Annotated in this window: 20 protein-coding genes; 2 read left to right on the top strand and 18 right to left on the bottom strand. The window is 36.5% G+C overall.

Annotated features, from left to right (window positions below; translation table 11 throughout):
* Window positions 1-477 precede the first annotated feature (477 nt).
* The gene (locus ACTNDN_RS07895; protein WP_441131048.1) at window positions 478-1578 is read right to left on the bottom strand and encodes a toxic anion resistance protein; all 1101 of its coding nucleotides are present in this window, start codon (window positions 1576-1578) and stop codon (window positions 478-480) included.
* Window positions 1575-2231, bottom strand: a complete 657-nt coding sequence (locus ACTNDN_RS07890) for a 5-bromo-4-chloroindolyl phosphate hydrolysis family protein (protein ID WP_031540291.1) — start codon at window positions 2229-2231, stop codon at window positions 1575-1577. Before ACTNDN_RS07890 ends, ACTNDN_RS07895 begins: the two co-directional genes overlap by 4 nt.
* 604 nt (window positions 2232-2835) lie before the next feature.
* Here ACTNDN_RS07890 and ACTNDN_RS07885 point away from each other — a divergent pair.
* Window positions 2836-3351, top strand: a complete 516-nt coding sequence (locus ACTNDN_RS07885) for a DoxX family protein (RefSeq protein ID WP_251628371.1) — start codon at window positions 2836-2838, stop codon at window positions 3349-3351.
* Window positions 3352-3418: 67 nt separating this feature from the next.
* Here the strand turns inward: ACTNDN_RS07885 and ACTNDN_RS07880 are convergent, their stop codons facing one another.
* The 16 genes from ACTNDN_RS07880 to ACTNDN_RS07805 all read right to left on the bottom strand — a co-directional run bounded on the left by ACTNDN_RS07880 (window position 3419) and on the right by ACTNDN_RS07805 (window position 24220).
* The gene (locus ACTNDN_RS07880; protein WP_031536148.1) at window positions 3419-4648 is read right to left on the bottom strand and encodes an L-lactate MFS transporter; all 1230 of its coding nucleotides are present in this window, start codon (window positions 4646-4648) and stop codon (window positions 3419-3421) included.
* A 150-nt stretch (window positions 4649-4798) separates the two neighbouring features.
* Complete coding sequence (locus ACTNDN_RS07875) at window positions 4799-5527, bottom strand: LytR/AlgR family response regulator transcription factor (RefSeq protein ID WP_312095891.1); 729 nt, start codon at window positions 5525-5527, stop codon at window positions 4799-4801.
* A complete protein-coding gene (locus tag ACTNDN_RS07870; protein WP_441131047.1) occupies window positions 5524-7191 on the bottom strand; it encodes a LytS/YhcK type 5TM receptor domain-containing protein in 1668 nt (555 codons plus the stop codon). The genes ACTNDN_RS07875 and ACTNDN_RS07870 overlap by 4 nt, the downstream gene beginning before the upstream one ends.
* Before the next feature lie 136 nt (window positions 7192-7327).
* Window positions 7328-8599 carry a hypothetical protein gene (locus tag ACTNDN_RS07865; RefSeq protein ID WP_441131046.1) on the bottom strand — a complete coding sequence of 424 codons (1272 nt, stop codon included), beginning with the start codon at window positions 8597-8599 and terminating at the stop codon, window positions 7328-7330.
* A 24-nt stretch (window positions 8600-8623) separates the two neighbouring features.
* Complete coding sequence (locus ACTNDN_RS07860) at window positions 8624-10102, bottom strand: NAD(P)H-hydrate dehydratase (protein ID WP_441131045.1); 1479 nt, start codon at window positions 10100-10102, stop codon at window positions 8624-8626.
* Between the two features lie 165 nt (window positions 10103-10267).
* The gene (gene sspO / locus ACTNDN_RS07855) at window positions 10268-10405 is read right to left on the bottom strand and encodes a small acid-soluble spore protein O (RefSeq protein WP_235250719.1); all 138 of its coding nucleotides are present in this window, start codon (window positions 10403-10405) and stop codon (window positions 10268-10270) included.
* A gap of 126 nt (window positions 10406-10531) precedes the next feature.
* Window positions 10532-11749 carry an MFS transporter gene (locus ACTNDN_RS07850; protein ID WP_349204849.1) on the bottom strand — a complete coding sequence of 406 codons (1218 nt, stop codon included), beginning with the start codon at window positions 11747-11749 and terminating at the stop codon, window positions 10532-10534.
* Window positions 11750-11982: 233 nt separating this feature from the next.
* Window positions 11983-13812, bottom strand: a complete 1830-nt coding sequence (locus ACTNDN_RS07845; protein WP_441131044.1) for a methyl-accepting chemotaxis protein — start codon at window positions 13810-13812, stop codon at window positions 11983-11985.
* A 429-nt stretch (window positions 13813-14241) separates the two neighbouring features.
* Window positions 14242-14739 carry a GNAT family N-acetyltransferase gene (locus tag ACTNDN_RS07840; RefSeq protein ID WP_031536140.1) on the bottom strand — a complete coding sequence of 166 codons (498 nt, stop codon included), beginning with the start codon at window positions 14737-14739 and terminating at the stop codon, window positions 14242-14244.
* Complete coding sequence (locus ACTNDN_RS07835) at window positions 14711-16789, bottom strand: ABC transporter permease subunit (protein WP_441131043.1); 2079 nt, start codon at window positions 16787-16789, stop codon at window positions 14711-14713. Before ACTNDN_RS07835 ends, ACTNDN_RS07840 begins: the two co-directional genes overlap by 29 nt.
* Before the next feature lie 254 nt (window positions 16790-17043).
* A complete protein-coding gene (locus ACTNDN_RS07830; RefSeq protein ID WP_031536134.1) occupies window positions 17044-17466 on the bottom strand; it encodes a GNAT family N-acetyltransferase in 423 nt (140 codons plus the stop codon).
* Window positions 17466-18563, bottom strand: coding sequence for a threonine aldolase family protein (locus ACTNDN_RS07825; protein ID WP_031536132.1), 1098 nt, complete (start codon window positions 18561-18563; stop codon window positions 17466-17468). The genes ACTNDN_RS07830 and ACTNDN_RS07825 overlap by 1 nt, the downstream gene beginning before the upstream one ends.
* A gap of 240 nt (window positions 18564-18803) precedes the next feature.
* Complete coding sequence (locus ACTNDN_RS07820) at window positions 18804-20606, bottom strand: ABC transporter ATP-binding protein (RefSeq protein ID WP_031536130.1); 1803 nt, start codon at window positions 20604-20606, stop codon at window positions 18804-18806.
* The gene (locus tag ACTNDN_RS07815; RefSeq protein WP_441131042.1) at window positions 20603-22342 is read right to left on the bottom strand and encodes an ABC transporter ATP-binding protein; all 1740 of its coding nucleotides are present in this window, start codon (window positions 22340-22342) and stop codon (window positions 20603-20605) included. Before ACTNDN_RS07815 ends, ACTNDN_RS07820 begins: the two co-directional genes overlap by 4 nt.
* Window positions 22343-22530: 188 nt before the next feature.
* Window positions 22531-22767 (bottom strand): DUF6171 family protein, encoded by a 237-nt coding sequence (locus ACTNDN_RS07810; protein ID WP_441131041.1) that lies wholly within the window; start codon window positions 22765-22767, stop codon window positions 22531-22533.
* Between the two features lies 1 nt (window position 22768).
* The gene (locus ACTNDN_RS07805) at window positions 22769-24220 is read right to left on the bottom strand and encodes an alpha-N-arabinofuranosidase (RefSeq protein WP_441131040.1); all 1452 of its coding nucleotides are present in this window, start codon (window positions 24218-24220) and stop codon (window positions 22769-22771) included.
* A 292-nt stretch (window positions 24221-24512) separates the two neighbouring features.
* On the opposite strand from ACTNDN_RS07805, the gene ACTNDN_RS07800 reads away from it, so the two are divergent.
* Entirely contained in the window at window positions 24513-25427 is a 915-nt protein-coding gene (locus ACTNDN_RS07800) for an ArsR/SmtB family transcription factor (RefSeq protein ID WP_031536123.1), read from the top strand.
* Window positions 25428-25900 lie beyond the last annotated feature (473 nt).

The raw sequence follows: 25900 nt of genomic DNA, 5'->3' as shown, positions 1-25900 counted from the left end.
AGGGGCCACCACCATATTTGCGGTGAATTTAAAAAGAATTCTAAAGTTAATGAACGAAAAATAAGGGGAGGAATTGAAGGATTTAGGAAATTCACCTTTCATATATGGAGATATGTGGAAATAAGACATAAAAAACTAGAAAACAGATTTACCGATGATTTTTAGGATTTAAAAATCATCGGTTTTTCAGTGCCCTCGCAGCGAGGAGGCTCAGCTTCCTCCCCGGCGCATCGTGCGTCTGTAGCGCAATGGAACGACTTAGTTTTTACACTTAACTATATTAAAAAACATTGATAACCATCATGAGAAAGTAGTTTTATTTAAGAGCTAAATTAAAGATTGTTCGTCTTTAAAGACTAGTTATTTAGTTTTGTCCCAGCCTCTTTTTTACTAGTTTTATATTTCATCTGCCCTCCACAAAAACGGAACAAATTCAATTTTTTTAATACCTATTATTAGCCGTATCTAATGACTGTTTTAAATTCCTTCTCTTTGGACAATCTCTTGCTCTGCTTGATTTCGTTTTTGCTTGCCTTCTTCTTGGATTTGCAGTGTCTCTTCTAGTGAATTCATCAATTTATGCTGTGTTTCTTTTAATGATTCTATTTCCTGCATCGCTGATCGATTTTCATTTGCGATTGTTGCCATCTCTCTTACATTTGATTCTACCCTATTTGTATTTATTCTCGTTTGCGTTTCCATTGCATACCGCTGTCTTAGAAGCGTTAAAGCAATGGAAACTTGATTTCTCCATAGGGGAATCGCAGTCATAATTGATGACTGAATTTTATCAATCACAGTTCGATTCGTATGTTGAATCAAGCGAATTTGTGGAGCTGTTTGTATGGTAATTTCCCTGCTGACTTTTAAATCGAAAATACGCTTCTCGAGTAATTCAGCAAAGTGAATGAAATCATTTACCTCTTGTAACTTCATCCGATCCCCTGATTCTTCCGCTAACTTTTTTTTCTCAGGAATAAGCTTTTCTGTCATTTCTTCATACTTCATTTCCGCCGCCGCAATATAGACATTCAAATCTTGGAAATATGTTTTATTGTTTTCATACAATTGCTCTAATAGATGAATGTCTGCAGTCAGGACATTTTTGCTGCGCTCAAGACGGACACTCATGCGATCTATTTGCGCACTCGCTTTCTGATAATTAGAAAGGACCTCCTGAACACTTTTAGATGGCCTGCTAAATAATCTGCGAAAAAATCCTTTCTTCTCTACCCGTAATTCATCTGGATTTATTTCATTTAGTCTTTCCATTAATTCGCCAACAACATCGCCTACTTCTCCGACATCTTTTCGCTGAACGTGTTCAATCATCATGTGAGAAAAAGACAGCAATTTCTTCTGAGCTTCTGCTCCATAAGAAATCATAATTCGGTGATTAGTTGGATCAAGCTTAGCCGCCAGTTCATATGCCCGTTTCTGATTTTCTGGTGGCAAAACATCAATAAGGCGAACAGTTTCAGCTGTTTCGCCTTTTTTCATCAACAAATTATTGCTTTCTCCTAAAGGGTCAGAGAAATAATCATTTGAAATAGTTTTCATTTCTCGTTCATCTGTCATTTAGGCCGCCTGCTTTCATCTATCAAATCCTTGTCTTTCTCCTTATAAGAAGTATGCTTTACTACATCTAATTCAAAATGCAAATCATCGATATCATCTGACAGTATTTCATGAAGATCGTCTTCTAGCGTTCTGGAAAGCTGCTCTAATGTTCTTCTTGTATCATTTAAAGTTGCCTGTAATGCCCTGTTCTTTTTGGGTTGAGCTGATAACAGTGCATATTTTTCAGCAATCTCCACTAAAGAATCCAAGTGAGAATAATAAAATTTGTCCGCTTTATAAAAACGGCGTGGCTCTTCCTTCGTTAATCGATAGATTTTCTTTGTGACGCGCATTAAATCAATTCTTTGTTTAAAGGAAGGAAAGTGACGAATGGCAAATACGTGTCGATTTAAACGACTAATTTTCTCATTCGCTTCCTTTAATTGCGTCTGGATAAATTTATATTCCTTTCTTGATAATCCTTGCCTTACCATTGACTGATGCTTGATTACACCATCAGAGATAAAATAAGTAACAGCGGTTGCTGCTATCCCATATGCAACGGAAAGGAAGAAATATTGATCAAATCCCACATAACTAATTAACCATGTTAAAGCACCTACAGGAAAAGAGATGCCTGTTCGCACTAAAAACATTAAAAATGAGTTCACTATAATCGACTCCTGCCTTTGTATCCTTTAATTTTTATACGTTCCTAATCAACATTTGTTTCAAAAATGTACGTTTTATTTAATTCTATTTTAACGTAAACAGGCTATTTTTTGCTATAGACTTTAAATGGAATATTGTCTACGACTAAAGACGTATTTTCTTATACTGTCCCTTACATTATATCTATGTGGAAAAGCATAAAAAAATGATTTGATCCTTTTGATTCTATCAATCTAGACTTATATCGTTGATTTCCATTAGGCATGGTATGTAATAATAGAAATGTTGACATTAATTTTCACATTTACGGAGATGGCAAAAGATACTTTGACTCGAAAAGCAGATTCAGTATCTAGGTTTGGAAAACTGGCGCTTTTCTGTGGTCTAATCCCATTCGAATATACCGACCATACTTAATTAAGGTAGTTCACCAATCAGACATAACTTTGTGAACTAAATGTGAATTACATCACAAACATCTTTATTACGTTGGAAATGGTGATATTATATAAGTGTAGTAAGAAACAAACAAGATCTTGTAAAAAGAAATGTGAAATAGTGAACAATATAATCAGATAACTAATCTTAAGGAGATGGAGTAAAATGTTAGACTTATTAAGAAATAATAAAGTGGTTGCCGGAATTTTAGCGATATTTAGAATTTATCTTGGTTATCAATTTATCCATGCAGGCTATGAAAAAATTACAAGTGGTGGCTTTGACGCAAGTGGATTTTTACAAGGGGCAATTGCAAATAGCACAGGTGATCACCCAGCAGTACAAGGATGGTGGGCAACATTTCTAGAACATATAGCACTCCCAAATGCGGATTTATTCAGTTTCATGGTTCAATGGGGAGAAGTTCTAGTAGGGATCGCACTAATCCTAGGTTTATTCACAAGCTTTGCAACATTGATGGGAATGGTCATGAACTTTGCCTTCTTATTTAGTGGAACAGTAAGCACAAATGGACAAATGATTCTATTAGCAATATTCGTTATCGTAGCAGGTGCAAACGCAGGTAAATTTGGTCTAGACCGATATGCAATGCCATATATCAAAAAGCAATGGAACAATAGAAGAAATAATAAACACAAAAAAGAAACAGCAATTGCGTAAGCAGTTAATAGAAAGAAGTCAGTTACGATTAACATAACTGACTTCTTTTCTTTATGCATTTTAGTTTTTACCCAAGGCGATTTGCCAATTCAGGGCGACGTGCCTTTTTCTCTTTCGGTTCTGTCTTCGTATATGGTGGCTGAATAATCAATGTAATAACAAATGAAATCACACATAATATTGTAATAACCGTAAAGGTTGCATGGAATCCTCCTAGTACTGCTGCAATCATAGATCCAGCAAGTGCTCCGAATCCAAAACCTTGATAGATGATTCCATAGTTTTTACTTTGATTTTTCAGACCAAAGAAATCAGCGACAATGGCCGGATAGACGGTAATTACTCCTCCGAAACAGAATGCAATTGCTGCTACACAGGCAAAGAATAGTGGGAAATTTAATGGCACTACATTTAAAACAGTGACTGCTATAGCAGTTACTACTAATGTTCCAGATACTACTTTAATTCGTCCTACTTTATCAGATAATGCTCCAAGAATAATACGTCCAATTGTATTGAAAATTGCTACTAACGCAACAGCGTTGGCTGCTGTCGCAACATCTAAATTAGCTAAGCTGACACCAATATCTTTGACAATTCCAATTAAATACAGTCCGCTCATACATGCTGTAAAGAAAATAACAAAGAGTAGGTATGCTTGTTTCGTTTTCAGCATTTCCTTCACTGTGTAATTCTTTTGAGCTGTTACTGACGCTGTTTTTGTTTCTACTTCTTGCGCTTCTTTTAAGAGGAATGATCCTCCCACAACCATTGCTAATGCGATAATACCCCAGATTAAAAAGGCTGTTGAAACACCAAATGATTCAATAAAACTTGCATTTAAATATTTGAAAACAAGGCTACCGGTTCCATATGCCCCTACAGAAATACCAGATATCAATCCTTTTTTCTCAGGGAACCATTTAATTAAATTTGATAGGGAAGTAATATATGCAGTACCGTCGGCAAAACCAACGATTACTCCTGCAACAAGATATAACATCCATAAAGAAGATACTTGAGAGCTTAACATTAATCCTCCACCGAGGAAAATTCCAGCGATAGCAATTAAGCGACGCAATCCCCATTTATCTTGTAGCTTGCCTGCAAAAAGAGTAGCAAATGCTAGTGCAAAACTTGTAATCGAAAAAGTAATTGCAGTTGCACTTATATCCCAGCCAAATTTATCAACGAGCGGTTGATTGAATAAGCTCCATGTATAAATGGTTCCTAATCCCATTTGAACAATAATTGTACCAATAACTATAAGAAGGCGACTTCCATTTCGTTCTTTCATTCCGATCTCCTCTTTCTACTCGGTTTATAAACAGTATTTTCTACTATAAAAGGTTGTTTATGCTTTCTATTTATAGTTAAATTATACCGCCTGAAAGCTTTTTGAAACCGGTATCAGAATGAAATGCCCTATATTCGGAATGAATGGTAATTACAGATGCATAAGTTGTCGAAATGCTTTCGCTTTACTTCTGCTAACTGGTATTTCTGCCTTCATATCCTTTAATCGAACGAGATAAGTATGATTAAACCATGGCACAATTTCATGGATTTTCGAAAGGTTCACCGTATAGGATCGGTGGCAGCGAAAAAAAGTATCCTGTGGCAATTTATCGTGAAAATCAGAAATGCTCATTTGCATCATATATTCTTCTGATTTTGTATAAACTACTGTTACTTTTTCACTTGCTTCTGCAAAATAAATATCATTTACATCTGTCACAATAATATTTTCATTTTTGCGCAGATTGATACGACGATTTACCTCTGTTGTGACTTCTTCTGATCCCTTACTTTCCCTTTGATATGCTGATTCTAATTTTGCAAGCATCGCTGCTATACGCTTTTCTTCGTAGGGCTTTAAAATATAATCAAATGCTTCTAATTCAAAAGCCTGTGCTGCATGCTCCTTATAGGCTGTCGTGAAAATAATATAAGGCTTTTTGGCAAATTTACTAATATTGCTTGCTAAGAGCATTCCATCTAAAGACGGAATATTAATATCCAAGAAAATGGCATCGACTTCATTCTCTTGTAAAAATTTAAGCACATCTAGACCATCCTCAAATGAGGCAACAATTTCAATACTGCTATGTGTCTTAATTAAATATTCTAATTCGTCTTTTGCTGGAATTTCATCCTCTACAATTATTGCTTTCATGCTATCACCTTCGTTATATCAAAATAAACTTCCGTACCTGGCTCTAATCTTCGAATGACTAAGCCTGTTCCATAGGTTAATTTTACTCGTTGATGGACATTCGTTAAACCGATCTGTTTTGATGATACTTCTTCTTTCGCGAGGCGATCAATTACTTCCTGAGCAATACCTTCGCCTGTATCTCGTACACTAACGCGAACCTTTTCTCCTAAATCTTTGACTGCAATTGTGATAACTCCAGGTCCCTTCCGCTTTAAAATTCCATGAACAACAGCATTTTCCACTAATGGTTGGATAAGCAGACTTGGAAGCTTAATATGGGTATCATCTATTTCATAGTTCACTTGTAGCCTATTCCCAAAACGCGCTTTTTCAATTTGGATATAGTCTCTTACTTGCTGAAGGGCTAGCTGTATATCAATAAGCTCTTCTCCTACCTCTAAGTTATAGCGCATATACCCTGATAAATTAATTATCAATTCTCGTGCTTTTTCTGGATTGCGACGGGTCGTTGAAGCAATTGCATTTAGAGCATTGAATAAGAAATGTGGGTTGATTTTTGTCTGTAAAGCTTTAAGTTCCGCTTTATTTGCCTCTTCCTTCATTTGTTCTACTCGTGAAACTTCCATAAGGGTAGAGATAATTTGTGCTAAGCCAATCGCCATCGTTTGGAGCGTATTTGTAATCGTATAGGCCTTTCGATAATAGATTTTCAAGGTACCGGTTACAACGCCCCTTTCTTCCAATGGAATAACCAATAAACAATGAATTTGTGGGGTGTGATGGTCAGCGATATTATTTCGGATTGTGATTTTCCCACTTCGAATCGTGTCTTTTGTTAAATCACTAATAATTTCTTGGCCAATTTTGTATTTCTCTTCTCCAAATCCAACATATGCAAGAACATCCTTTGTGTCCGTTATTGCCACGGCATCAGCCTGAATATCCTCTTTAATAATGGTACAAATGGTACGTAAGGAATTTCCATTAATGGAACGGAAATACGGCAATGTTTTATTAGCAATATTAAGGGCTAGCTGTGCCTGCTGTGCAGCAATTCTTTCTTTTTCCCCTTCCACACTAGCAATCATTAAGACAATTAACCCGATACTAACTTGTCCTAAAATCATCGGCAAGGCAATTTTGGATACAATGTCTAGTCCTAAATCAAAGGGATTTGCAAAGAATAAAATCAGAATCATTGTTAATATTTCACATAGCATTCCCGCCACAATCCCATATATCCAACGACTATTCTTTTTTACCTGATGATGAATGTAGCCTGATACTACACCTGCTAAAATACTTGTTATTAAACAAGGAACAGAGGTTACTCCTCCAATATCAATTAAGTACCGATGTACACCTGATACAGTCCCTGTTACTATCCCAACCCATGGACCAAACAAGATACCACCTGACATTATCGCAATTATTCGGATATTCACAATCGAACCTTCTACTTCAATCCCGGAATAGGTACCAAATAGGGCAAATGCACAGAATATCAGCGTGATTAACGTTAACTCTGTTGGGGAATGATGATCCTTTTGCAACGTTTCTTTGAATTTTGGAACTCTAGTCATAAAAAATAAGGTTAAAAGTAAAAGTGCAGCTCGCTCAAATAACTGAATAAGCATTTGTAATTCAAGGGAAGAGTCCATTCTTCTTCCTCCTTCTGTTTTAAAATCTTTGGTGTTTGTAACGAAATTATATCGTTTATTTTCCATCACAGTAAAATGAATGTTTCGTTATAAAAGAGCCTACTATTAAAAATAACTTTTGACGAACCATTTCTTATCAATTAATAAAGAAAGCATTATCTAACGTGCTGATTTCTCCACTTTCCACATCTATAAAGTAATCACAGTCTAATTTTCCGCATAGAAACCACTTTTTATCATGTGCATCATACACATAGTAGGGAGTTAGCGTGAAATATGGCTTTAGCTTATCAAAAGCTTCCTCTTTACTCACCTTCATCTCAATCGTTTCTTCTTGTTTCGCATCCATTATTTCATCCCATAATTCCTTCTTGTTCATATAATTTACTACCTCTCCATCTGTATCTAGAAAAACGATTAGCTTCCCTGGAAAAAGCGTTGAAGCAGTACTTTGCTCTAGGTATGCATGCAAATAGGAATTTTCCCGAGATAAATAAGTAAGTGTCCATTTCCCTGAATCATTCGGATACTTCATGCGCAAAAAATCTGTTACTTCTTGGATGCATTTTTCTGCAAGTTCATCCGTGATTGGCAAGGAGTCTGGATGCTTCACTTTTAAATAAGCATCCTCTACACTCACTTCATCCTCCCAATGTAAGAACTTTCTCTTAAAGCAATCCTTCTTTGTTTTCTGCCATTTGATTTCTTTGTTGAAATTTTTTTGAAAACCAACATGCTGCTGCATAAATGGCAGCTTACCTTTATCATCATTTCTGATGTATGTTTCTTCTACTCCATATACGATTTTCCTACCATCCTCTTCAGGAAAATTAGCTAAAACAACCTGTTCTCTCGCTATATCCTCTATGGCATCTAGCGATAAGGAATATTCTTCCTCTAATTCTTTCTTATTCGTTAACACACTTATATTTTGCGAATAGAATGTTAACTCTCCGTTTTCATTAAACTCTACATTTATCGAACAAGATGGGGATAACGGAACACCATTCCACTGTTCCTCAAAATAATACCTCCTTTCGTCTGTTTGCTTGCAAACAAAATCTTTCTCAATATTTAACCCAGTGAAAGCAGTGAGCCAATCCTTCACCTCTTTTATATCTTTATATGCAAAAACAACTCCATTTTCCGCATAGGTCACCCCCTGTACAAAAATAACAGATTGGAACTCCTTTGTATGGATGTTTATATCGATAGAAGCTGTCCCTTCAGGATTCTCCTCATCTGTCCAATCGGCATATATATTAGGAAACCATTCCATATTTAAGAGATACAATGTCTCCCCATCTAACATTATCCTTCTAAATAATCGATACCTCCCTAGGTAATATTCCGCTAGTCCCCATTGTTTTTTTGCCAAGTCTACTAGTTCTTTAATCCGCGCGTCCATTTTTCTTTCCCCTTTACTATTATTTTATCTCACTACCTCATTTATCGCATCACATACATCATCTGCCAACATTCCGTAAGGTCCCTTTTGGGCAGCTGCCGCATCCCCTGCCAACCCATGAATATAGACACCTAAGCGAGCGGCTTCTCTTTCCCTTAAGCCTTGTGCTAGTAAACCAACAATCACTCCTGTTAATACATCTCCTGTTCCACCTGTCGCCATCCCATTATTCCCAGATGTATTCACATACGTATCTTCAGTACCCTCTGTTACGATTGTTCTTGCATCCTTTAATACACATGTTAGCTTCTTTTCTGCCGCGAATTTTTCTGCTACTTCGATAATATCATCTGCAATCTTGGGAATTGGTTTACCAGTGAGGCGAGACATCTCTCCTACATGTGGGGTCATAATAATTTTTTGTTCATGATCGTGCAAAAGCTCCGGTTCCTTGGCGACAAGTGTAATGGCATCAGCATCTATCACTAGCGGAACTTTGCTAATAGACAGAACTTTGCTTAACAAATATTTAGCTTCCTCTGATATACCCATTCCAGGTCCTATTACAATGGCACTCGCCCAATTAATGGCCTCTGTTAGCCAGTCTCCATCTAGTTGACTTCTTTGATATGTCGTTACAATGGATTCTGGAAGCAAGGTTTGAAGTATTTGTCGATTTTCTTCTGGAGTCACGATTCTTACTAGACCTGCTCCCATCCGATAAGCTGCTTTTGCAGAAAAATAAGCTGCACCACTCATATTTTTTGACCCAGCAACCACTAGTATTTTCCCATATGTACCTTTATTAGAATAAGATTGCCGTCTCGGAATTCTCTCTAAATCCTTCCTTGTATAGGTATATATTTTAGGAAATCTTCCTTCAAATCCCCTAGCCGTAATCCCAATATCTTTGACCTTCACAACCCCAGCATAATCTGCTCCAGGATAAAGGACTAAACCTAATTTGCGAAATGCAAATGTTACTGTTCGTGTCGCTTTTATAGCGTTTCCCATCACTTTTCCATTATCTGCTGAAATACCTGAAGGAATATCTACAGAGAGGATTTCCCCTTCAGCTTGATTTACTTGCTCTATTATCTCTAGGTATTTTCCACTTAACGGACGTGATAACCCAATTCCAAACAAGGCATCCACAATCGTTGTGTATGGATTATTCTCTATCTTTTTTACTGAGCTTACCCCATAATACTCGGCTATTTTCTGTTGCTGTTTATTTTCTGTTGTTCGTTTCTGTTCATCTCCTACAAATAAAACATCCACCTTAATATTTTGTAAATGCAATAACCTTGCCACTGCATACCCATCTGCCCCATTATTCCCAGAACCACATACAACGAGTACTCTAGTTAAATCAAATGAGTCCAATTCTTCGACAACAGAAAGAGCAGCTCTTTCCATGAGAACCATAGATGGCATGCCAATTTTTTGAATCGTCGTTACATCACATCTTTTCATTTCTTCACTATTTAGTAAATATTCCATCCTTCTCCACGCTTTCTAAAAATTTTCAAAAAGAAATCGTCATATCATTTATGATATTACCTTCTATTTCCCCCATATATTTTCCTCCTATAAGAAGTAATCAATCTTACCTCCCATTAAGCAGAAAAAAAGTACCCCTTTTAGAAGGATACTTTTTAGCTACGCTTATTGTCTTTTCTTCGTTTTTTTATTATTTAATTTCTCCGCTGCTGTTAATGGCTCATTTGCAAATTCATGGTCATATTGACGAGATGTATCATCCTGCACTGCTTGTTTCGCATTTTTATTTTTATTTTTTGCCATGATTGTCACCTCCACCTTTTATTCTTTCTTGACCCAATAGAAATATGTAAGAGGAATTGTGAAATTTTTGCGACAAAAAAAGAGACTTCCTACCATGCTATTTAATGCATACGAAGTCTCTGTCTGTTATTTGCCATGCGTCACTATTTTTACTTTTTGCTTAATGGTTGTTCTAAACACATTTCCTTTTTTATAGGCTATTCCTGTTGCTACTAACAACAACATACCGGTGACGATAAAAACAGATTGTGCAGGGAAAATCCCTCCAAGAAATCCTCCTATCATCGGTCCAAACATTCCGCCTAGCTGAGTTGCTGTTTGGTTAAGACTAAATGCTCTGCCACGGAAATTCTCTGCTGTTGATTTTACAACCAATCCATTCAATGCTGGAAAAACAGCACAAAAGAAAAGGCCAAAAATAAAACGAGTAATCGAGAAGCCCCAAATATTGCTGAATATTATTTGCGAGAATGTTCCAAGTCCTCCACCTAATAATCCAATAAATAAGATACGGTTAAATCCAACCTTATCCGCCCATTTCCCCCAATATGGTGCCATGATGACACTTGCAATACCAGGAAGTGAGAAGATAATCCCCGCTAATAAGGAAGCTTTATCCATCGACCCACCAACCTCTAAAATATAAAGAGGGAGAATCGGTTCAATGGTCATAATAGAACAAGATGTGACCACTGTTAATAGAAGTACTAGCATAAGGGGTCTATTGGAAAAGGCTATTCGCAAGTCATTTCTTACAGATCCTTTTTCTTTACTTGGCGAAAAATTATCCTCTTTTACCCAGAAAATAATCAAGAATGTTGCAATGAAAACAAGAAGTCCTGCACTCGCAAAGGATAGCCGATTTCCAACTAATTGCGAAAGTACGCCTCCAATTAGTGGTCCCATTATACCTCCTGATGCAGATGCTGTAGAGATCATCGACAAAGCATACCCTGTTTTATCTGAAGGGGTATTCGTTCCAATTAATGCAATTGCTCCAGGAATAAAACCAGATAATAACCCTTGCAGTATTCGAAGTACTAATAATTGGTATGGGTTCGTAACAAAAGCGGCTAAAGTATATACCACAAAAAGCACAAATCCAGCTCGAATAATCATCGGTTTTCTTCCATATTTATCTGCTAACCTTCCCCAAAATGGAGAAGCAAATGCTCCTGCAAAAAACGCTGCACTAAACAATAATCCGGACCAAATTTCTGTGTTTTCGTGAACATTTAATTCTAGAAGAAAAATTGGCAAAAAGGGAATTACCATGTTAAATGATGCAGAGGTAAAGAAAACCCCTATCCATAAAACAAGTAAATTCCGCTTCCAAATTTCCATTTAGTATCGCTCTCCTAAGACATCAGCAATCAAGTACCAAGCCAATGAGATTTATTTTCCTCCATCATAGCATACTACCATTTATTTTTATACCCGAAATTTTTATTATCCGAAAAAATAATAACTGCAAAAGGTACCCGTAGCTAGACACTGAATGAACTTTAAAAACGTATACTTCTTAACCATTAAAAAAGTTGAGAAACTTTATCTCGTTTCTCAACTTTCCAACATTACTAAATTTTAAATTCCTTCACTAGTCCATTTAACTCTACTGCTAAATTAGATAATTCATGTGAACTATCGGCAAGCTCTTGCATCGAGCTGCTTGTTTGTTGAACAGAAGCAGATGTTTGCTCAATACCTGCAGCAGCTTCCTCTGAAATAGCTGCTATATCTTCAATAGAACGATTCATCTCTTTACTTGTTTCTAAAATGGAAGCGAGATTTTCTGAAACAACTTCAATACTATTTGCCATATCGTTTACAGCATTTTTTATTCCATTAAATGTTGCACCCGTAGTTTTGATTTGTTCCGTACCTTTCATTACCTCTTCGTATCCACCTTGTAAAGACTCCGTAACAACACTTGACTCTTTTTGAATACTACCTACGATGTTTGTAATGTCTGTGACGGAGAATGCAACTTGTTCTGCAAGCTTCCTTACTTCATCCGCTACCACTGCAAACCCTCGCCCATGCTCTCCTGCTCGTGCTGCTTCAATTGCTGCGTTTAAAGCAAGTAAATTTGTTTGATCGGCAATTCCTTTAATGACGGAAACTAGCTTCGATATTTCCTGAGACTGTGTATCCAAGCCGCGGACCTTTTCCACAGATTCCTTCATAATTTTATTGATATTATTCATTTGCTCAATAGACGATTCCATTAATTGACTTCCATCATTCGTCATGCCGAGCACTTTATTAGATGATTGATAAATTAACTCCCCTTGTGTATATGCATCACCTATTGTGCCAGAAAAGGATTCCATAGATGCTGCTAAAGCACTTGCCGTATTCGCTTGGCTTTCAGCTCCAGATGATAATTCCTGCATAGTAGTCGCTACTTGCTGGCTTCCGGCAGTCACTTCATTCGTAGATTGGGACAAGTTCTCACTCTGTTTGTTAACAGTGATTGATACTTCTGATATCTTTTGGATGACCATTCGAAGGTTACTACTCATTTTATTCATGGACTGAGCAAGTTTTCCTATCTCATCCTTGCCTTGATAATTAATGTTTTCAGCTGTTAAATTACCATTCGCAATCGTATCACTAACTTGAACAACTTGCTTTAAATTACGAGAAATAATCCGACTTATAATGATAATTAAGATTGTACCAATAATTAGTGCCGTTATCATCGAAATAATTAACGTTTTCGTTGCAACACTCGCACTATTAACCGCATCGCTTGCTGCTTTGGTACGACTAACTTGTACCAATTCTTGCAGTTTATCCAAAGCCGTTATCGTTCTATTACGCATCGTTGTATTCGTTAGGCTTAATGAATTAATAGCAGAACGATCATTTGCTTGCATAGCAGGGATAATTTGATCGTTAAATAGTTCATTCATTTTCTGATCACGATCGACGATTTCATCAAATAAAGCTTGCTCTTCCTCATTTCGGATATCTTTTTTAATCTCTTCTTGATATTCATTAAATTTCGTAATGCTCACTTGATATTCGTCTACATAGGAAGGATTTTGATAGTCGAGATAATTTAAGATACTAATACTCTTTTCACGAGTAATAGACCCCATCTCTGTTATAAGAAGTGCTCTTTCATCGGTTTTATTCAATTGCTCAATACTGCCATTGATATGGATTAAACGTGTCGTTACTAGAATAGTTGTAATGGTTAAGAGTGCGAAAACAAGCAATATAGTAAATCCATATTTCCAACCGATTGATACATTATTTAACTTATGTAGCTGACGATTATTTAATTTTAACTTTTCAAAAACCTTAAACTTTCCGTTTCTTATCTTGCTAGATTTCTTAGGTTTTTTTTCTTTCTTTGGACCAGTTATTTTCGGTTTTCTAAACTTTATTTTTGCCATTACCAGTTCTCCCCCTTGTAGATTTGGGACCACTTTTACTAAATTTATCTTCTCTTTACTGTTTTCTAAAAAATTCTAATATATTCCAAAATAGTAATTTTGATTCTTTATGATTACTCCCTCCTCTTTCAAAAAAATAATATGCTCTGTTTGTGTCTTCATCTATTTCATTACCCTACCGCTAACTAGTAAAATAGAATTAGATTCGCTAAAAACATGGTACTTTTTTACTTTGTATGTACAATATTAAAGTAATTTACAGAATAATTCAATTTTATTTACAAATAATATATCGGACTTTTTGCTCAATTGTTTATATTTAAATATTTTTTTATGATAATATTTATTTTTTTCAAAACTGTTTTCCTATTAAAAAATAAAAACTGTGATCAAACTTTTTTTAAAAGTTTAACCACAGTCTAAAATTTATTATAAATAAAGAACCATTAATGCTTCATCATAATATTTCCCACTAATTTTTAATGCTTTTCGGTCAATTCCATATGTTTCAAATCCTAAGGAATCATATAATTTTTTGGCCGCTATATTATTTGTTACTACTTCTAAATATAGCTGTTCTATGTCATGTAACTCCATTGCTTTATTAATGGCTATTTGCACTAATTGCTTGCCGACTCCTTTGCCCCTGTGTAAAGGGGTAACATAGGCTGCATATAAATGGCCACGATGATTCATTTTTTGTTTCCCATCTTTCATTAAGGTTAAGACACCGATTAGATGATTTTCCGCAAATGCCCCGAAGACATAAGCAGATGAATCCGTTAAGCGGTTCTCTGTTCGACTAATGGGATAGTCTTTTTCTTCCTCATAGCTTGACCCAAATGCTTCAGGATTTGTCTTCAGAGCCTCTAATCTTAGTGCAAAGTATGCTTTAGCATCACGGAGGTGTAATTGCCTGATTTCCATTTGACTCTCTCCCTATCTGTGTAAAACTTTCTTTCGAAATAGATGGAGCTACAGCATTTATTTCTGGCTTTTGTTTTTTCCGCTCAGCCCTTGGTTGTTTAAAGACTACTCCCACTTTTACTTGCTGAACCTCTTTTACCCCTTGTACAATCAGCTGCATCGCAAAAATGGCAATAATAAAGGGAACAAGTATAAATAAATACCAGTACCGTCCAGAAGCAAGTGCGCTTCTGCCAACCTGTCCTATTAATCCAGACCATTCATAGGTAGAGGATTTAGGAGGATCTGAAAACATAGGATCCATGGATAATTTTGTACCTCCAAAGAAATAATCAAAAATGCCTAAATGCATAAAGATTAATAGCACTTGGATAAATTGCTGTCCAAAAAGAATGGTAAGTCTTGGGCCTAAATGGGGGAGAATATGGCGAATAAAAATTTGAAATTTCCCACCACCCATAACTCTAGCACTTGCGATAAATTCATAATCAAGTACACGATTGATTTCTTTTCCTAATAATACAGTGGTTAAAGGGACAACTAGTAAAGTCAAAATCATCGTTTCTAAAAAGACTCTTTCCCAAAAGGAATAGCTGAATCCGTCAAAAGTTGGTAATAGAATCGGTCTTAGCAAAATATAGGCAAGCAAGCTTAATGGCATAAAGTGAATTGAATCCACCATCTTTGCCAGCCATTGCTGTACTTGAGATTTCACAAAAAATGAATAAACTATAGCAAGCAATAATCCACCAACAACACGCAAAAATGCTATAAGCAGGGCAAAAAATAGGGTATACTTTGCGCCAATAACAATTTGATCATAGATACTATAGCCAAGTCTATCAGAACCAAAGAAAAAAGGTTCTGTTGGTGCAAACGGCATGGCAGCAAGGAGGGTCGCTCCATCTTCTGCATACAGTAAGCGCATTTGGTCGACATGATTATTAGTTGTGACAGAGTAAAGAATGCTATACCCAATTACGATGATAAAAAACAAGCTCCCCACTGCAAATTTCCAGTTCTTCATATGGATGCCAAACGTCTTGCCTACCCACATTACTGGACGAAGCAAAGAAAGGCTTTTCCAGCTAAACCGTTGGAATCCGTCCTTTAAATTGATTAAAAATACCTTAAAGGAGGAAACGAAGGATGTAACGGTTATCTTCTCTCTCCACGATTCCTTTTTCAATTCCCGTGCTGGTTCCTTCTCCTCTTTCAATACTATTTCGCCTAACTGAAAAATAATAAAAAATGGCGTAAATATAAGCAGCAAGGAAACAGCAATCGTCATTGGTGTAAAGCTTTCTACTAGAAAATATGTAAATCCATGTATATTAAAGAGTCGTTCAATAATAAATTGACTTGATAGCAATCCCCAAATGATAATTTTCATATGATGAAAGGAAACGGGAATAATATTTCGGAGAATATGTTTCCACAAAATAGGAAAATTATGGATACCTTTACTTCTTGCAAAATTTACATACATCTTCAAATATTCTTCTTCCATCATCAAGATAAGAATTTTGAATAAAGAAACAGCAGGAATAATTGCAAGGGTTAGAATTGGCCCTAAATATGCCTTTTCTGAATAACTGGCTACTTCAAATATCTCTACCCCTGTTTGCACAAAAATAAAGATAACGAAAGATTGCAGAAGTGTCGCTATAATTATATCTGGAATCGATTCAATTAAATCTAAGATTCTTTTTATTGGCTGCAAAAGAAATTTGGGTAGAAAAAAAGAGACAAGTGATAATACAAATGCAGCAATGCTCCCTAATAACAACGCACCAAACAAAATTTCCATCGAATAAATAAACGCCGGAAATAGTATATCCAATATCGGCTTTTCATCTACTCCATTTAAGGAATATACCCATCCATCCTTCTGAAAAAATTCCTCCGATAAAAAAGATAGCAGGGTTGAAAAATATCCCTCTCCCTTTGGAAAATCCCTCATTTGAAAGTATTTTGGAAAAACGCTTAATGCGAGTATCGCCATCGTTCCAAGTAAATAATAGATGATTAATTTCGCAAATTTTCTCATAGATCCCCTTTCCTTCTTATCGCTTTCTATCTAAAAATTTATACTATTCAAATTATATGAATATATCGATTGCTAATCAACCCCATTTTTTCCAAATCAGTGTGAAGGGATAGGGAGATAAGGCTTTCTTAATCTAACATCAGTGAAATTTATGATATACCAGCAAAAATTTCCATTTATCAGCCAATCCATAGGGGTTATCAGCCAAAATTTCGATTTATCAGCCAATCCTCTTCTTCACTATCATACTTTTTCTATTCCACTAATCTTTTCTGCAAAAAGTATTGTTTTACTCCTTCTGGAAAATGATCTAAAGTTCCAAATACTTCGTAGCCATGCTTTTGGTAAAAATCTGGTGCTTGAAAACTGAAAGTATCTAGATAAATAAATGCACATGCATTTTTCTCCGCAGCTTGTTCCATCTTCTCTAAAAGCTTGCTGCCATATCCTGCTTTCCTTACACTCTCATCCACCCATAAGAAATCAACATGCATATGATGCCAAAACATATGACCCGTAACACCAGCCACGATTGTGCCATTATCATCTCTTACAACAAAACTAATATTTTCATAGGGACTTTTCAATTTTTCTGGCAGCTGCTCCATATTATAAGCAACCAGTTTTTTTCGAATATAATCACTATCCTCTTGAACCCATTGCTGGATTATTTCCATTATTCACCGCTCCTTTTCTCGCTTATTTTTTCTGCAAGTAAACCAAACATTTTTCTGACAGTCTCTGTCGGAATTTCTTGATAAGCATCACCTAAGCTAATTTCAAAAGAACAATTATTTTCAGCTAGCTCTTTTACATAGCCACTTATACCAATTCCCATTATCTCTTGAATATCTGTCAAAATAGTCTCTACTGCTTCTTTTTCCAAATCAAAATGAACATGGAACATATTAGAAACTGGCGCAATTGGAAGTGTTTGAACCCCTTCACATCTGTTAAAAAACGCTGCTAGCTGTTTGGCAGATTCATAGTATTCAGCCATTTTATTAACTCGTTTTTCATAATAATAATCAGCAGACAAAATATATGGATACAAACTGATTAAGTCACCGCCATATCTTCGTTTCCAAACCTTTGACTGGCTTGTAAATTCTTTACTCCCAGCTAGGATTGCCCCAGCAACGCCGCCTATTCCTTTATAAAAAGACATATAAACACTATCAAACAACGCACATACCTCTGCTGCTGTTTTTTGATAATAGGGCAGCACTTCCATTAATCTAGCCCCATCAAGATGGAGCTTCATTCCATGCTCTTTGCAATAACGTGAAATCTTCTCTAATGTCTCAAAGCTTGGTAATTGACCACCAATTTCACGCTGTGGCAATTCTAACAGCACACAGGCAACGCCATTCTCCATTTCCATAATATCTTCTAATTCTATTACTCTCGTTTTATCTGCTAATAGAATTGTTTCGATTTTATGAAGCTTCTTTAATCCATCTTGCTCGTGAATTTCTAAATGACTTAATGGATGATAGGCGACTTTCCCTAAATCTTTTTCATCACACCATATTCGTAGGGCGATTTGCTGTGCCATCGTTCCACTTGGAAAAAAGACTGCTGCTTCCTTTCCGAAAAGATTGGCCATTTTTTGCTGAAAATCTCCTATTATTTTTCCTTGTCCATACATATCACTTTCTACATTTCCGTCTATTTCCTGCAATGCTTCTTTTAGTACCTGTACATTTCTTTTGCCATGATTGCCTAATTTATAGGTGGTTTTGTTATATGAATCTCTTAATGTAATTGCCATCTTACTCTCCCTACTCTCGATCAGAATATTTCGACTATATAATAACTATAGCATTTTTTAAAACTAGCAATGGATTTTTATTAGCTTTCTTGAAAATAGGAAACGGGCACTTACAGGGCGACTCTGTTACCTTTTGCTTTCCTTTTTTGACGAAATGGGCTTAAGAGGCGCTTTCTCTAAAAAATCAAACATACGCAAAGAACAGTAATCCTCATAAGAAATACTGTTCTTTGATGTTATTTAAATAGGCTGTGTTTCTTTCTGATTAACAGTTGCCTCTCCAATATCTGCTTCTCGTTTGAATAATCGTGAATATACACCGTTATTATTTTTTAATAGTTCGTTATGTGTACCTTCTTCGACTATTACCCCTTTATCTAATACGATAATACGATCTGCAGATAATACCGTAGATAGTCGGTGGGAAATGATGAAAATCGTTTGTTTCTTCGTCGTTTTTAAAACAGCTTCATTAATTTTTGCTTCTGTAATAGGATCTAGCGCTGAACTTGCTTCATCTAATACAAGGATTGGGGCATCCTTCAAAATTGCCCGCGCTAAAGATAGACGCTGTTTCTGCCCGCCTGACAGTAAGCTTCCTCTTTCTCCAACCTTTGTGTTCAACCCATCTGGAAGGGTTTCTAGTAATTCGCCTAAACCGCTCGCACGGAGAACATCATACAATTCTTTCTCTGTTGCATCTGATTTTCCAATCCGTAAATTATCTGCCAACGTGCCACTTCGCATTAGTACATCCTGTGTAACGATTGCCATTTGCGAACGAAGCCAGTCCGTATCCCATTCTCGAATCTCTCGTCCATCTACTTCAATAGAACCCTTTGTTGTGTCATATAATCGAAAGAGTAAGTCAATAATCGTTGATTTCCCAGAACCACTCGGCCCAACTAACGCTATTTTCTCTCCTGCCTTAATAGCAAAAGAAACACCTTTTAATACGCTCTCTTCTTTATCTGGATAAACGAAGGACACGTCTTTCAAGCGCACATCACCACTTGCTCTTTCTCCCCTTACCCCTTGCTTCGTTTCTGCTTCTGATACAGGTTGTGAAAGCAAGATATCTGATCTGTCTAAAGCAGGGCCTGTTCGTCTAACTGAAAGCCAATTTCTTAGGAGACGTTGCATTTCATTTGCCGCAATCGTTACTAATCCTCCTGCTGTTAACATTTGACCGCTAGTTAAATCCCCATTCCAGATAAGGAGCGTACTGATAAAATAAACAAGTCCTAATGCAAAACCATTATAGCTTGCAATCACAACTACTGATTGCATTCTTGCTTTTAATTCTCGTAGTGAATGTTTTACAAAAGAATCCCTAATGGAAACGACACTATTTACTTCACTATCGGAAACACCCATTACTCGTGATAGATGAATACCTGTAACAGATTCTCTTAATCTCTCTAAATATTTGGAAGCTTCTGCCCTAGCGTCTGCTGATGCAGCTCGCGTTCTAGCCCCTACATAGTTGGATGCCCAGTAAAACAGAATTCCAAGAACAACACTTGTGATCATTAAATAAGGGTGAATGAACAGCAATACAATACTATAAATCACTACCCCTTGAGCACTTGCCATAAAGGTTGACCCTTCCCATGCTAAAAAATTATGAAGGGTATCTGGATCATCAGAAGTTCGTGCTAATAATTCCCCAGATGAATTATTTTGATAAAACGAAAAAGGGAGTACTTGCAAATGCCCAAATAATCGTAGCTTTTGTCTATTTGTCACAGACTTCGCAGTAATATGGCAAAAGTATTCATCAATGATCATCATGCCTAAATCTAATACAGCAGATAATACCAATAGCCACATTAATCCCCATAGCCAGGTGTTATTCTCACTTGGCAAAATGGTATCAATTAGCCAGCTTAAGGCTAAAGTTGGTATTAACGCAGAAAAGACTTGGCTAATAGCAATAACTAGGGAATCGCCTATGACCCATTTTTTATAAGGCATTAAAAATTGAATAACACGTTTGCCATCACCGATTTTCTTTTGTTTGGAGATATCCAGTTTACTCATCCAATCATCTCCTTCTCCAGCTCGCTATATTGTGCTCGATATAATTGATAATACTGTCCTTTTAAAGCTAACAGTTCTTCATGTGTACCCTGTTCGGCAACCATCCCTTGATCAAGTAGCAGAATTGTATCTGCCTTTCTGACTGTAATCAATCGATGGGCAATCATAATCGTCGTTCTTCCTGGAATTAATTGTTCTAGTGAGTCTTGAACCTTTTCTTCCGTTTCCCCATCTAAGGATGATGTAGCTTCGTCAAAAATTAACACTGGTGGCTGGCGCAAAATTGCTCTTGCAAGGGCAACCCGTTGTCTTTGTCCCCCCGAAAGCTTCAAGCCACGTTCTCCAACAACCGTTTCATACTTATCCTCCAAGGAATCAATTAGCTCTTTTAATCCTGCCGCTTCAACAGCCTGCTCCAGCTCTTCCATCGTTGCATCTGGCTTTCCATAAAGAAGATTATTGCGAAGCGTACTATTTAATAGGAAGGTTTCCTGTGAGACAACTCCAACCTGCCTGCGAAAACTATTGCGATTATAAGCAAATAAATTTTTCCCATCAATGGTCACTGAGCCTTTCTCCGGTTCATAAAGCCCTAGCAAAATTTGAATTAGTGTACTTTTTCCTCCGCCACTTGTTCCAACGATGCCGATATGCTTACCGGATTCCACAGAAACAGATACACCCTTTAGCACTTGCTTATCGCTTCCTGGATAGGAAAACCAAATATTATCTAAATCTATTTTTCCTTGAACTACACCAAAGTTCGGAAGATTTTGTTCATGCTCTTCTGGCAAATCAAAGTATTCGTATATTCTTTGCAATGCTGGAATGGCTTGTTGAATCGTTAAGGCATTTTCTGCTAAGGAACGAACGGGCTGGAACATGATTGGAATAAAGTTCAAGCAAGAAACGAGTGTTCCAACGGTAATATTCCCTTGCCAGATCGATAATCCACCAATTAGCATCACAACACCAGGAGTAGCAATATTAAATAAATTTCCTAGACGCCAATTGACTTTTCCAATTAAAGCCGCCCGAATAGAATAATTTTTCCAATTGGTCAGTTTCTTTTCCTGTGTAGCAATTTCCTCTTTTTGCGTTTGATAGGTTCTTACTAAACGAACACTTTCGATACTTTCCTGCAAATGCTGATACATGTCTGCACTCATATCTCTTTGTACCGCACTCATTTTCCGCATTGTTTTCCCTAATTTAAAGGATGGGAGAATGTAAATAGCAAATACAATGAACATCACAATCGCAGCTGGCCAGTATATCGCAAATACCGTGATAAAAGCTGCTACTGCACTAATTACTTGTTGAAGTATCCGTGGTACAACCGTATTATTTAAATTTTGTATCGATTCTACATCATGGGTTAGTCGATATAGCATATCCCCACGAGGTGTCTTTGAAAAAAAGGACATCGGCGTTCTGTGAAGTCTTTTAAATGCGCGAATTTGCATATCTGTAATCACATCAAAGCCAATTTTCACCTGTACAAATTCTTGTAAAGATTCAAATAGTGCCTTCCCTAAAAATGCTGCTAATATTCCGAAAACAATCCATAAAATAAATGCTATTGCTTTGTCTCCGATTACTTCATCTACCAATTTCCCTACAAGAATTGGAGGCAAAATCGTAAAGGCACCACCAATTAATGAGAAAAATAAAGCAATCAATAACTTTCGCCAATATGGTTTAAAATGCTGTAAAGTAGTTCTTAATAAGTTCATTCTTTTTCCTCCCCACAAAGAGTTATTGTATTACAAATAATGAAAATATTCACTATAATTTACGAAAAAATTTCGGATTATGAAATTTATTTTTGTACATTAAAAAAGAAGGCAGCAATTGCTAACCTTCGCAAAATATTATTCCGATTTTTTTAAGTGATATCTAGGATTGTTTACTATCTATAGCTCTACCACTTTCGATCTGGACAGTTCTTCTTATCTAAGCTAGCACGAAAGCGGACAAAGCATCCGCATTTTCCACATGTATGTTGATTTAGGTGCTTACATTGTTCACATATGCTTAACCGCTGATCTCTTACTTCCTCCTGGGCTAAATCTATTTCGAAGGAAAGCTGTTCTTGAACAAGTGCTTCAACATCTAATCGACTAACTTGTTCCTTTATCTCGCAGCCTACACAAGCCATCTTAATTTTCCTTTGTTAAGATGCTTGCAACACTCATTGGAGGCAATGTAACTTTTAGCGTTTCTTTATCTACTAGATAACTAGTAAACTCTTTTTTTGCTACAACATCTGGTTCTTCAAATGTATTATGTGCATCCATTACATCAGCTGTAATATATTCCGCTTTTAGGACAACAAATTCTCCATTCTTTCTAGAAAGCGTAATTTCTCTCGTTTCAGTTACATCATAGTTACATAAGGAGATCGCTACTTTGCCGTCCTTCTTGGAAGCTGTGTATGTGACATGATTAGTCTCATCGCCATAAGAGTCGACAAGCGCTGCATCCTGATGATGTTTATATAAATCGAAAACATGATAAGTAGGGGTTTTAATCATTTTTTCCCCTTCTGTTAAAATCATCGCTTGTAATACGTTCACCATTTGGGCAATATTCGCCATATGAACCCGGTCTGCATGCTTATGGAAAATATTTAGCGTAATCGCAGTAAGCATTGCATCACGAATCGTGTTTTGTTGATATAGGAAGCCTGGATTTGTTCCAGGTTCTACGTTGTACCAAGAACCCCATTCATCTACGATTAAACCAACTCGTTTTTCTGGATCGTATTTATCCATTATAGTACTATGCTTCGTGATTAACTCGTCCATATACTGTGCATGTTCTAATAAAGAATACCATTGTTCCTCTGGGAAGTTTAAGGCATTTCCTTTATCCTGCCATACTCTTGTTGGAATGGAATAATGATGTAAACTAAGTCCATCCATAAAGTTTGCGGCATTTTTCATTAATACTTCTGTCCAATTATAGTCATCTACACTTGCGCCACAGGCAATTTTATAAATATTATGTTCCCCATACTTGCGGACATATGTCTGATATCTGCGGTATAAATCCGCATAATACTCGGGACGCATATTTCCGCCACAGCCCCAATTTTCATTTCCTACTCCAAAAAACTCTACTTTCCAGGCTTCCTCTTGACCATTCTCTCTACGAAGATTTGCCATTGGCGACTCACCGTTCATCGTCATATACTCAACCCATTCTTGCATTTCCTGAACAGTTCCACTACCAACGTTACCGTTAATATATGCTTCACATTCTAACTGACGAATTAATTCAAAAAACTCGTGTGTTCCAAAGTGGTTGTTTTCTGTTACGCCACCCCAATGTGTATTGACTATTGTACTTCGATTCTCAACTGGTCCAATTCCATCCTTCCAATGATATTCATCCGCAAAGCAACCACCTGGCCAGCGAACTACTGGTACTTGAATTTCCTTTAATGCTGCCACTACATCTTTACGAATTCCATTTACATTAGGAATATCGGAATCTTTGCCAACCCATACTCCTTCATAAATGCATCGCCCTAAATGTTCTGCAAATTGTCCATAAATATGTTTACTAATTTTCGGTCCTTGTTTATCTAATAATAAATTTACTTGCATATTGTTATTCCTCCATTACTGTTTTTTTGGAAAAATGTGAACAGATAATAGGCTACTCTATGTATTAATTCCTCCTTTGCGTCTAACTCATTATCCATTGCCAGTTACATACTTCAAAGATAAACTTACGACTAAAATATATTATATTTTGTAACCGTTGTCAATAACTTAATAGTATACTATTTTAATAATTTTCATCATCTTTGTTAACCATTCGGTTATGTAAAATAATTTATTTTGCCATTAATTTATTCCTGTAGTAATATAAGAATAATAAAAGGGGGAATCACACATGCAATTAGATATTTCGGAAAATTCTATCCCTGTGTACGAGGTTCTATCCAGTCCTACTCGAATCAACATTATTAAATTATTATCCAAGAAAAAAATGAATATTGGAGAACTAGCGAAGGAATTGAATATAAGTAGTGCGATAGTGAGTAGACATATTACAAAAATGAGCGATGCAGGGTTAGTAAAAACCGAAACAATCCCTGGTAAATCTGGTCTGCAAAAAGTTGTTATCTTAAAAGTAGATCGAATTGAAATACAATTTCCACAAAAGATCTACTCTGCTTATGAAAGCTATAAACAGGAAATTCCTGTTGGGCATTATTTTAATTTTGATGTTTATCCAACATGCGGACTTGCTACCACAACACATCCAATTGGCGAATACGATGATCCCAAATACTTTATGGATCCACAAAAAAATCAAGCAGCTATCCTTTGGTTTACAAAGGGATTTATTGAATATCGCATTCCATCTATTTTAAAAAAGACGGATAGGCTAGAGATGATTGATATTGTATTAGAGGCATCATCAGAATTCCCTTTTTCCAATAATGTTTGGCCATCTGACATTACGTTCTCCTTAAATGGAAAAGAGCTGTGTATGTGGACTAGCCCAGGAGACTTTTCTGATACAAGAGGTCGCTTCACCCCTGATTGGTGGCCGAATGAAACCAATCAATACGGCATCTTGCTAACAATTCGCATTACCAAGCATGGTGTTTATGCAGATGGGAAAAAATTATCAGACACTACTATTGACGAGTTTCGTGAAGAACAACGTGGAATGTGGGATTTAAAGGTAGAAATAAAAGAAGATGCCCACAATCTTGGTGGCGTTACTTTATTTGGAAAAGGGTTTGGAAATTACAATCAAGATATTAATTTTATTACTTATTACAGTAATCCTGTGTGATGGAATGGGAAACTCCTCTGTTGAAGAATAAACTGCACGGTTAATGGTTCTTTCGTTTTTGGAGAAAAGCTGTTTAGTAAAGACACTTTTTCTTTTACACTTGTAAATTCGGTTTTCATGCTTGGGATGAAAACCTTTTTTGTTTTTGGCATGAGGTTTGGTGTTCATTGGTTTGGTGAACACTACTTTTCCAGCTTTTGGCATGGATTTTGGTTTTCATCGGCTTGATGAACACCACTTTTCCCTCTCCTTTCATCAATTTTGGTTTTCATCGACTGGATGAACTCCACTTTTTCCTCTCCTGTCATCAATTTTGGTTTTCATCGACTGGATGAACTCCATTTTTCCCTCTCCTGTCATCATTTTTGGTTTTCATCTCCTCCATAAACACCACTTTTCCCGCTTCCCCAAAGCTCCCGGCCTTCATCCAGGATCAATCACCAATCTCCCCCTCTAAACCTCCAAAGCAAAAA

The sequence above is a fragment of the Niallia sp. HCP3S3_B10 genome, from assembly GCF_052064465.1.
GTDB lineage: Bacteria > Bacillota > Bacilli > Bacillales > Cytobacillaceae > Niallia > Niallia hominis.
The sequence above is the reverse complement of the archived record's forward strand: the minus strand, read 5'-3'. Positions and strand labels throughout refer to the sequence as shown.

Coding starts and splice junctions, on each gene's coding strand:
- ACTNDN_RS07865 (WP_441131046.1), bottom strand. CDS start 8,599: ATGGACGCGCGGATTAAAGAACTAGTAGACTTGGCAAAAAAACAATGG.
- ACTNDN_RS07810 (WP_441131041.1), bottom strand. CDS start 22,767: ATGGCTTGTGTAGGCTGCGAGATAAAGGAACAAGTTAGTCGATTAGAT.
- ACTNDN_RS07830 (WP_031536134.1), bottom strand. CDS start 17,466: ATGGAAATAATCCAGCAATGGGTTCAAGAGGATAGTGATTATATTCGA.
- ACTNDN_RS07835 (WP_441131043.1), bottom strand. CDS start 16,789: ATGAGAAAATTTGCGAAATTAATCATCTATTATTTACTTGGAACGATG.
- ACTNDN_RS07800 (WP_031536123.1), top strand. CDS start 24,513: ATGCAATTAGATATTTCGGAAAATTCTATCCCTGTGTACGAGGTTCTA.
- ACTNDN_RS07850 (WP_349204849.1), bottom strand. CDS start 11,749: ATGGAAATTTGGAAGCGGAATTTACTTGTTTTATGGATAGGGGTTTTC.
- ACTNDN_RS07895 (WP_441131048.1), bottom strand. CDS start 1,578: ATGACAGATGAACGAGAAATGAAAACTATTTCAAATGATTATTTCTCT.
- ACTNDN_RS07860 (WP_441131045.1), bottom strand. CDS start 10,102: ATGGAATATTTACTAAATAGTGAAGAAATGAAAAGATGTGATGTAACG.
- ACTNDN_RS07885 (WP_251628371.1), top strand. CDS start 2,836: ATGTTAGACTTATTAAGAAATAATAAAGTGGTTGCCGGAATTTTAGCG.
- sspO (WP_235250719.1), bottom strand. CDS start 10,405: ATGGCAAAAAATAAAAATAAAAATGCGAAACAAGCAGTGCAGGATGAT.
- ACTNDN_RS07805 (WP_441131040.1), bottom strand. CDS start 24,220: ATGCAAGTAAATTTATTATTAGATAAACAAGGACCGAAAATTAGTAAA.
- ACTNDN_RS07875 (WP_312095891.1), bottom strand. CDS start 5,527: ATGAAAGCAATAATTGTAGAGGATGAAATTCCAGCAAAAGACGAATTA.
- ACTNDN_RS07840 (WP_031536140.1), bottom strand. CDS start 14,739: ATGGAAATCAGGCAATTACACCTCCGTGATGCTAAAGCATACTTTGCA.
- ACTNDN_RS07870 (WP_441131047.1), bottom strand. CDS start 7,191: ATGGACTCTTCCCTTGAATTACAAATGCTTATTCAGTTATTTGAGCGA.
- ACTNDN_RS07825 (WP_031536132.1), bottom strand. CDS start 18,563: ATGGCAATTACATTAAGAGATTCATATAACAAAACCACCTATAAATTA.
- ACTNDN_RS07815 (WP_441131042.1), bottom strand. CDS start 22,342: ATGAACTTATTAAGAACTACTTTACAGCATTTTAAACCATATTGGCGA.
- ACTNDN_RS07845 (WP_441131044.1), bottom strand. CDS start 13,812: ATGGCAAAAATAAAGTTTAGAAAACCGAAAATAACTGGTCCAAAGAAA.
- ACTNDN_RS07820 (WP_031536130.1), bottom strand. CDS start 20,606: ATGAGTAAACTGGATATCTCCAAACAAAAGAAAATCGGTGATGGCAAA.
- ACTNDN_RS07880 (WP_031536148.1), bottom strand. CDS start 4,648: ATGAAAGAACGAAATGGAAGTCGCCTTCTTATAGTTATTGGTACAATT.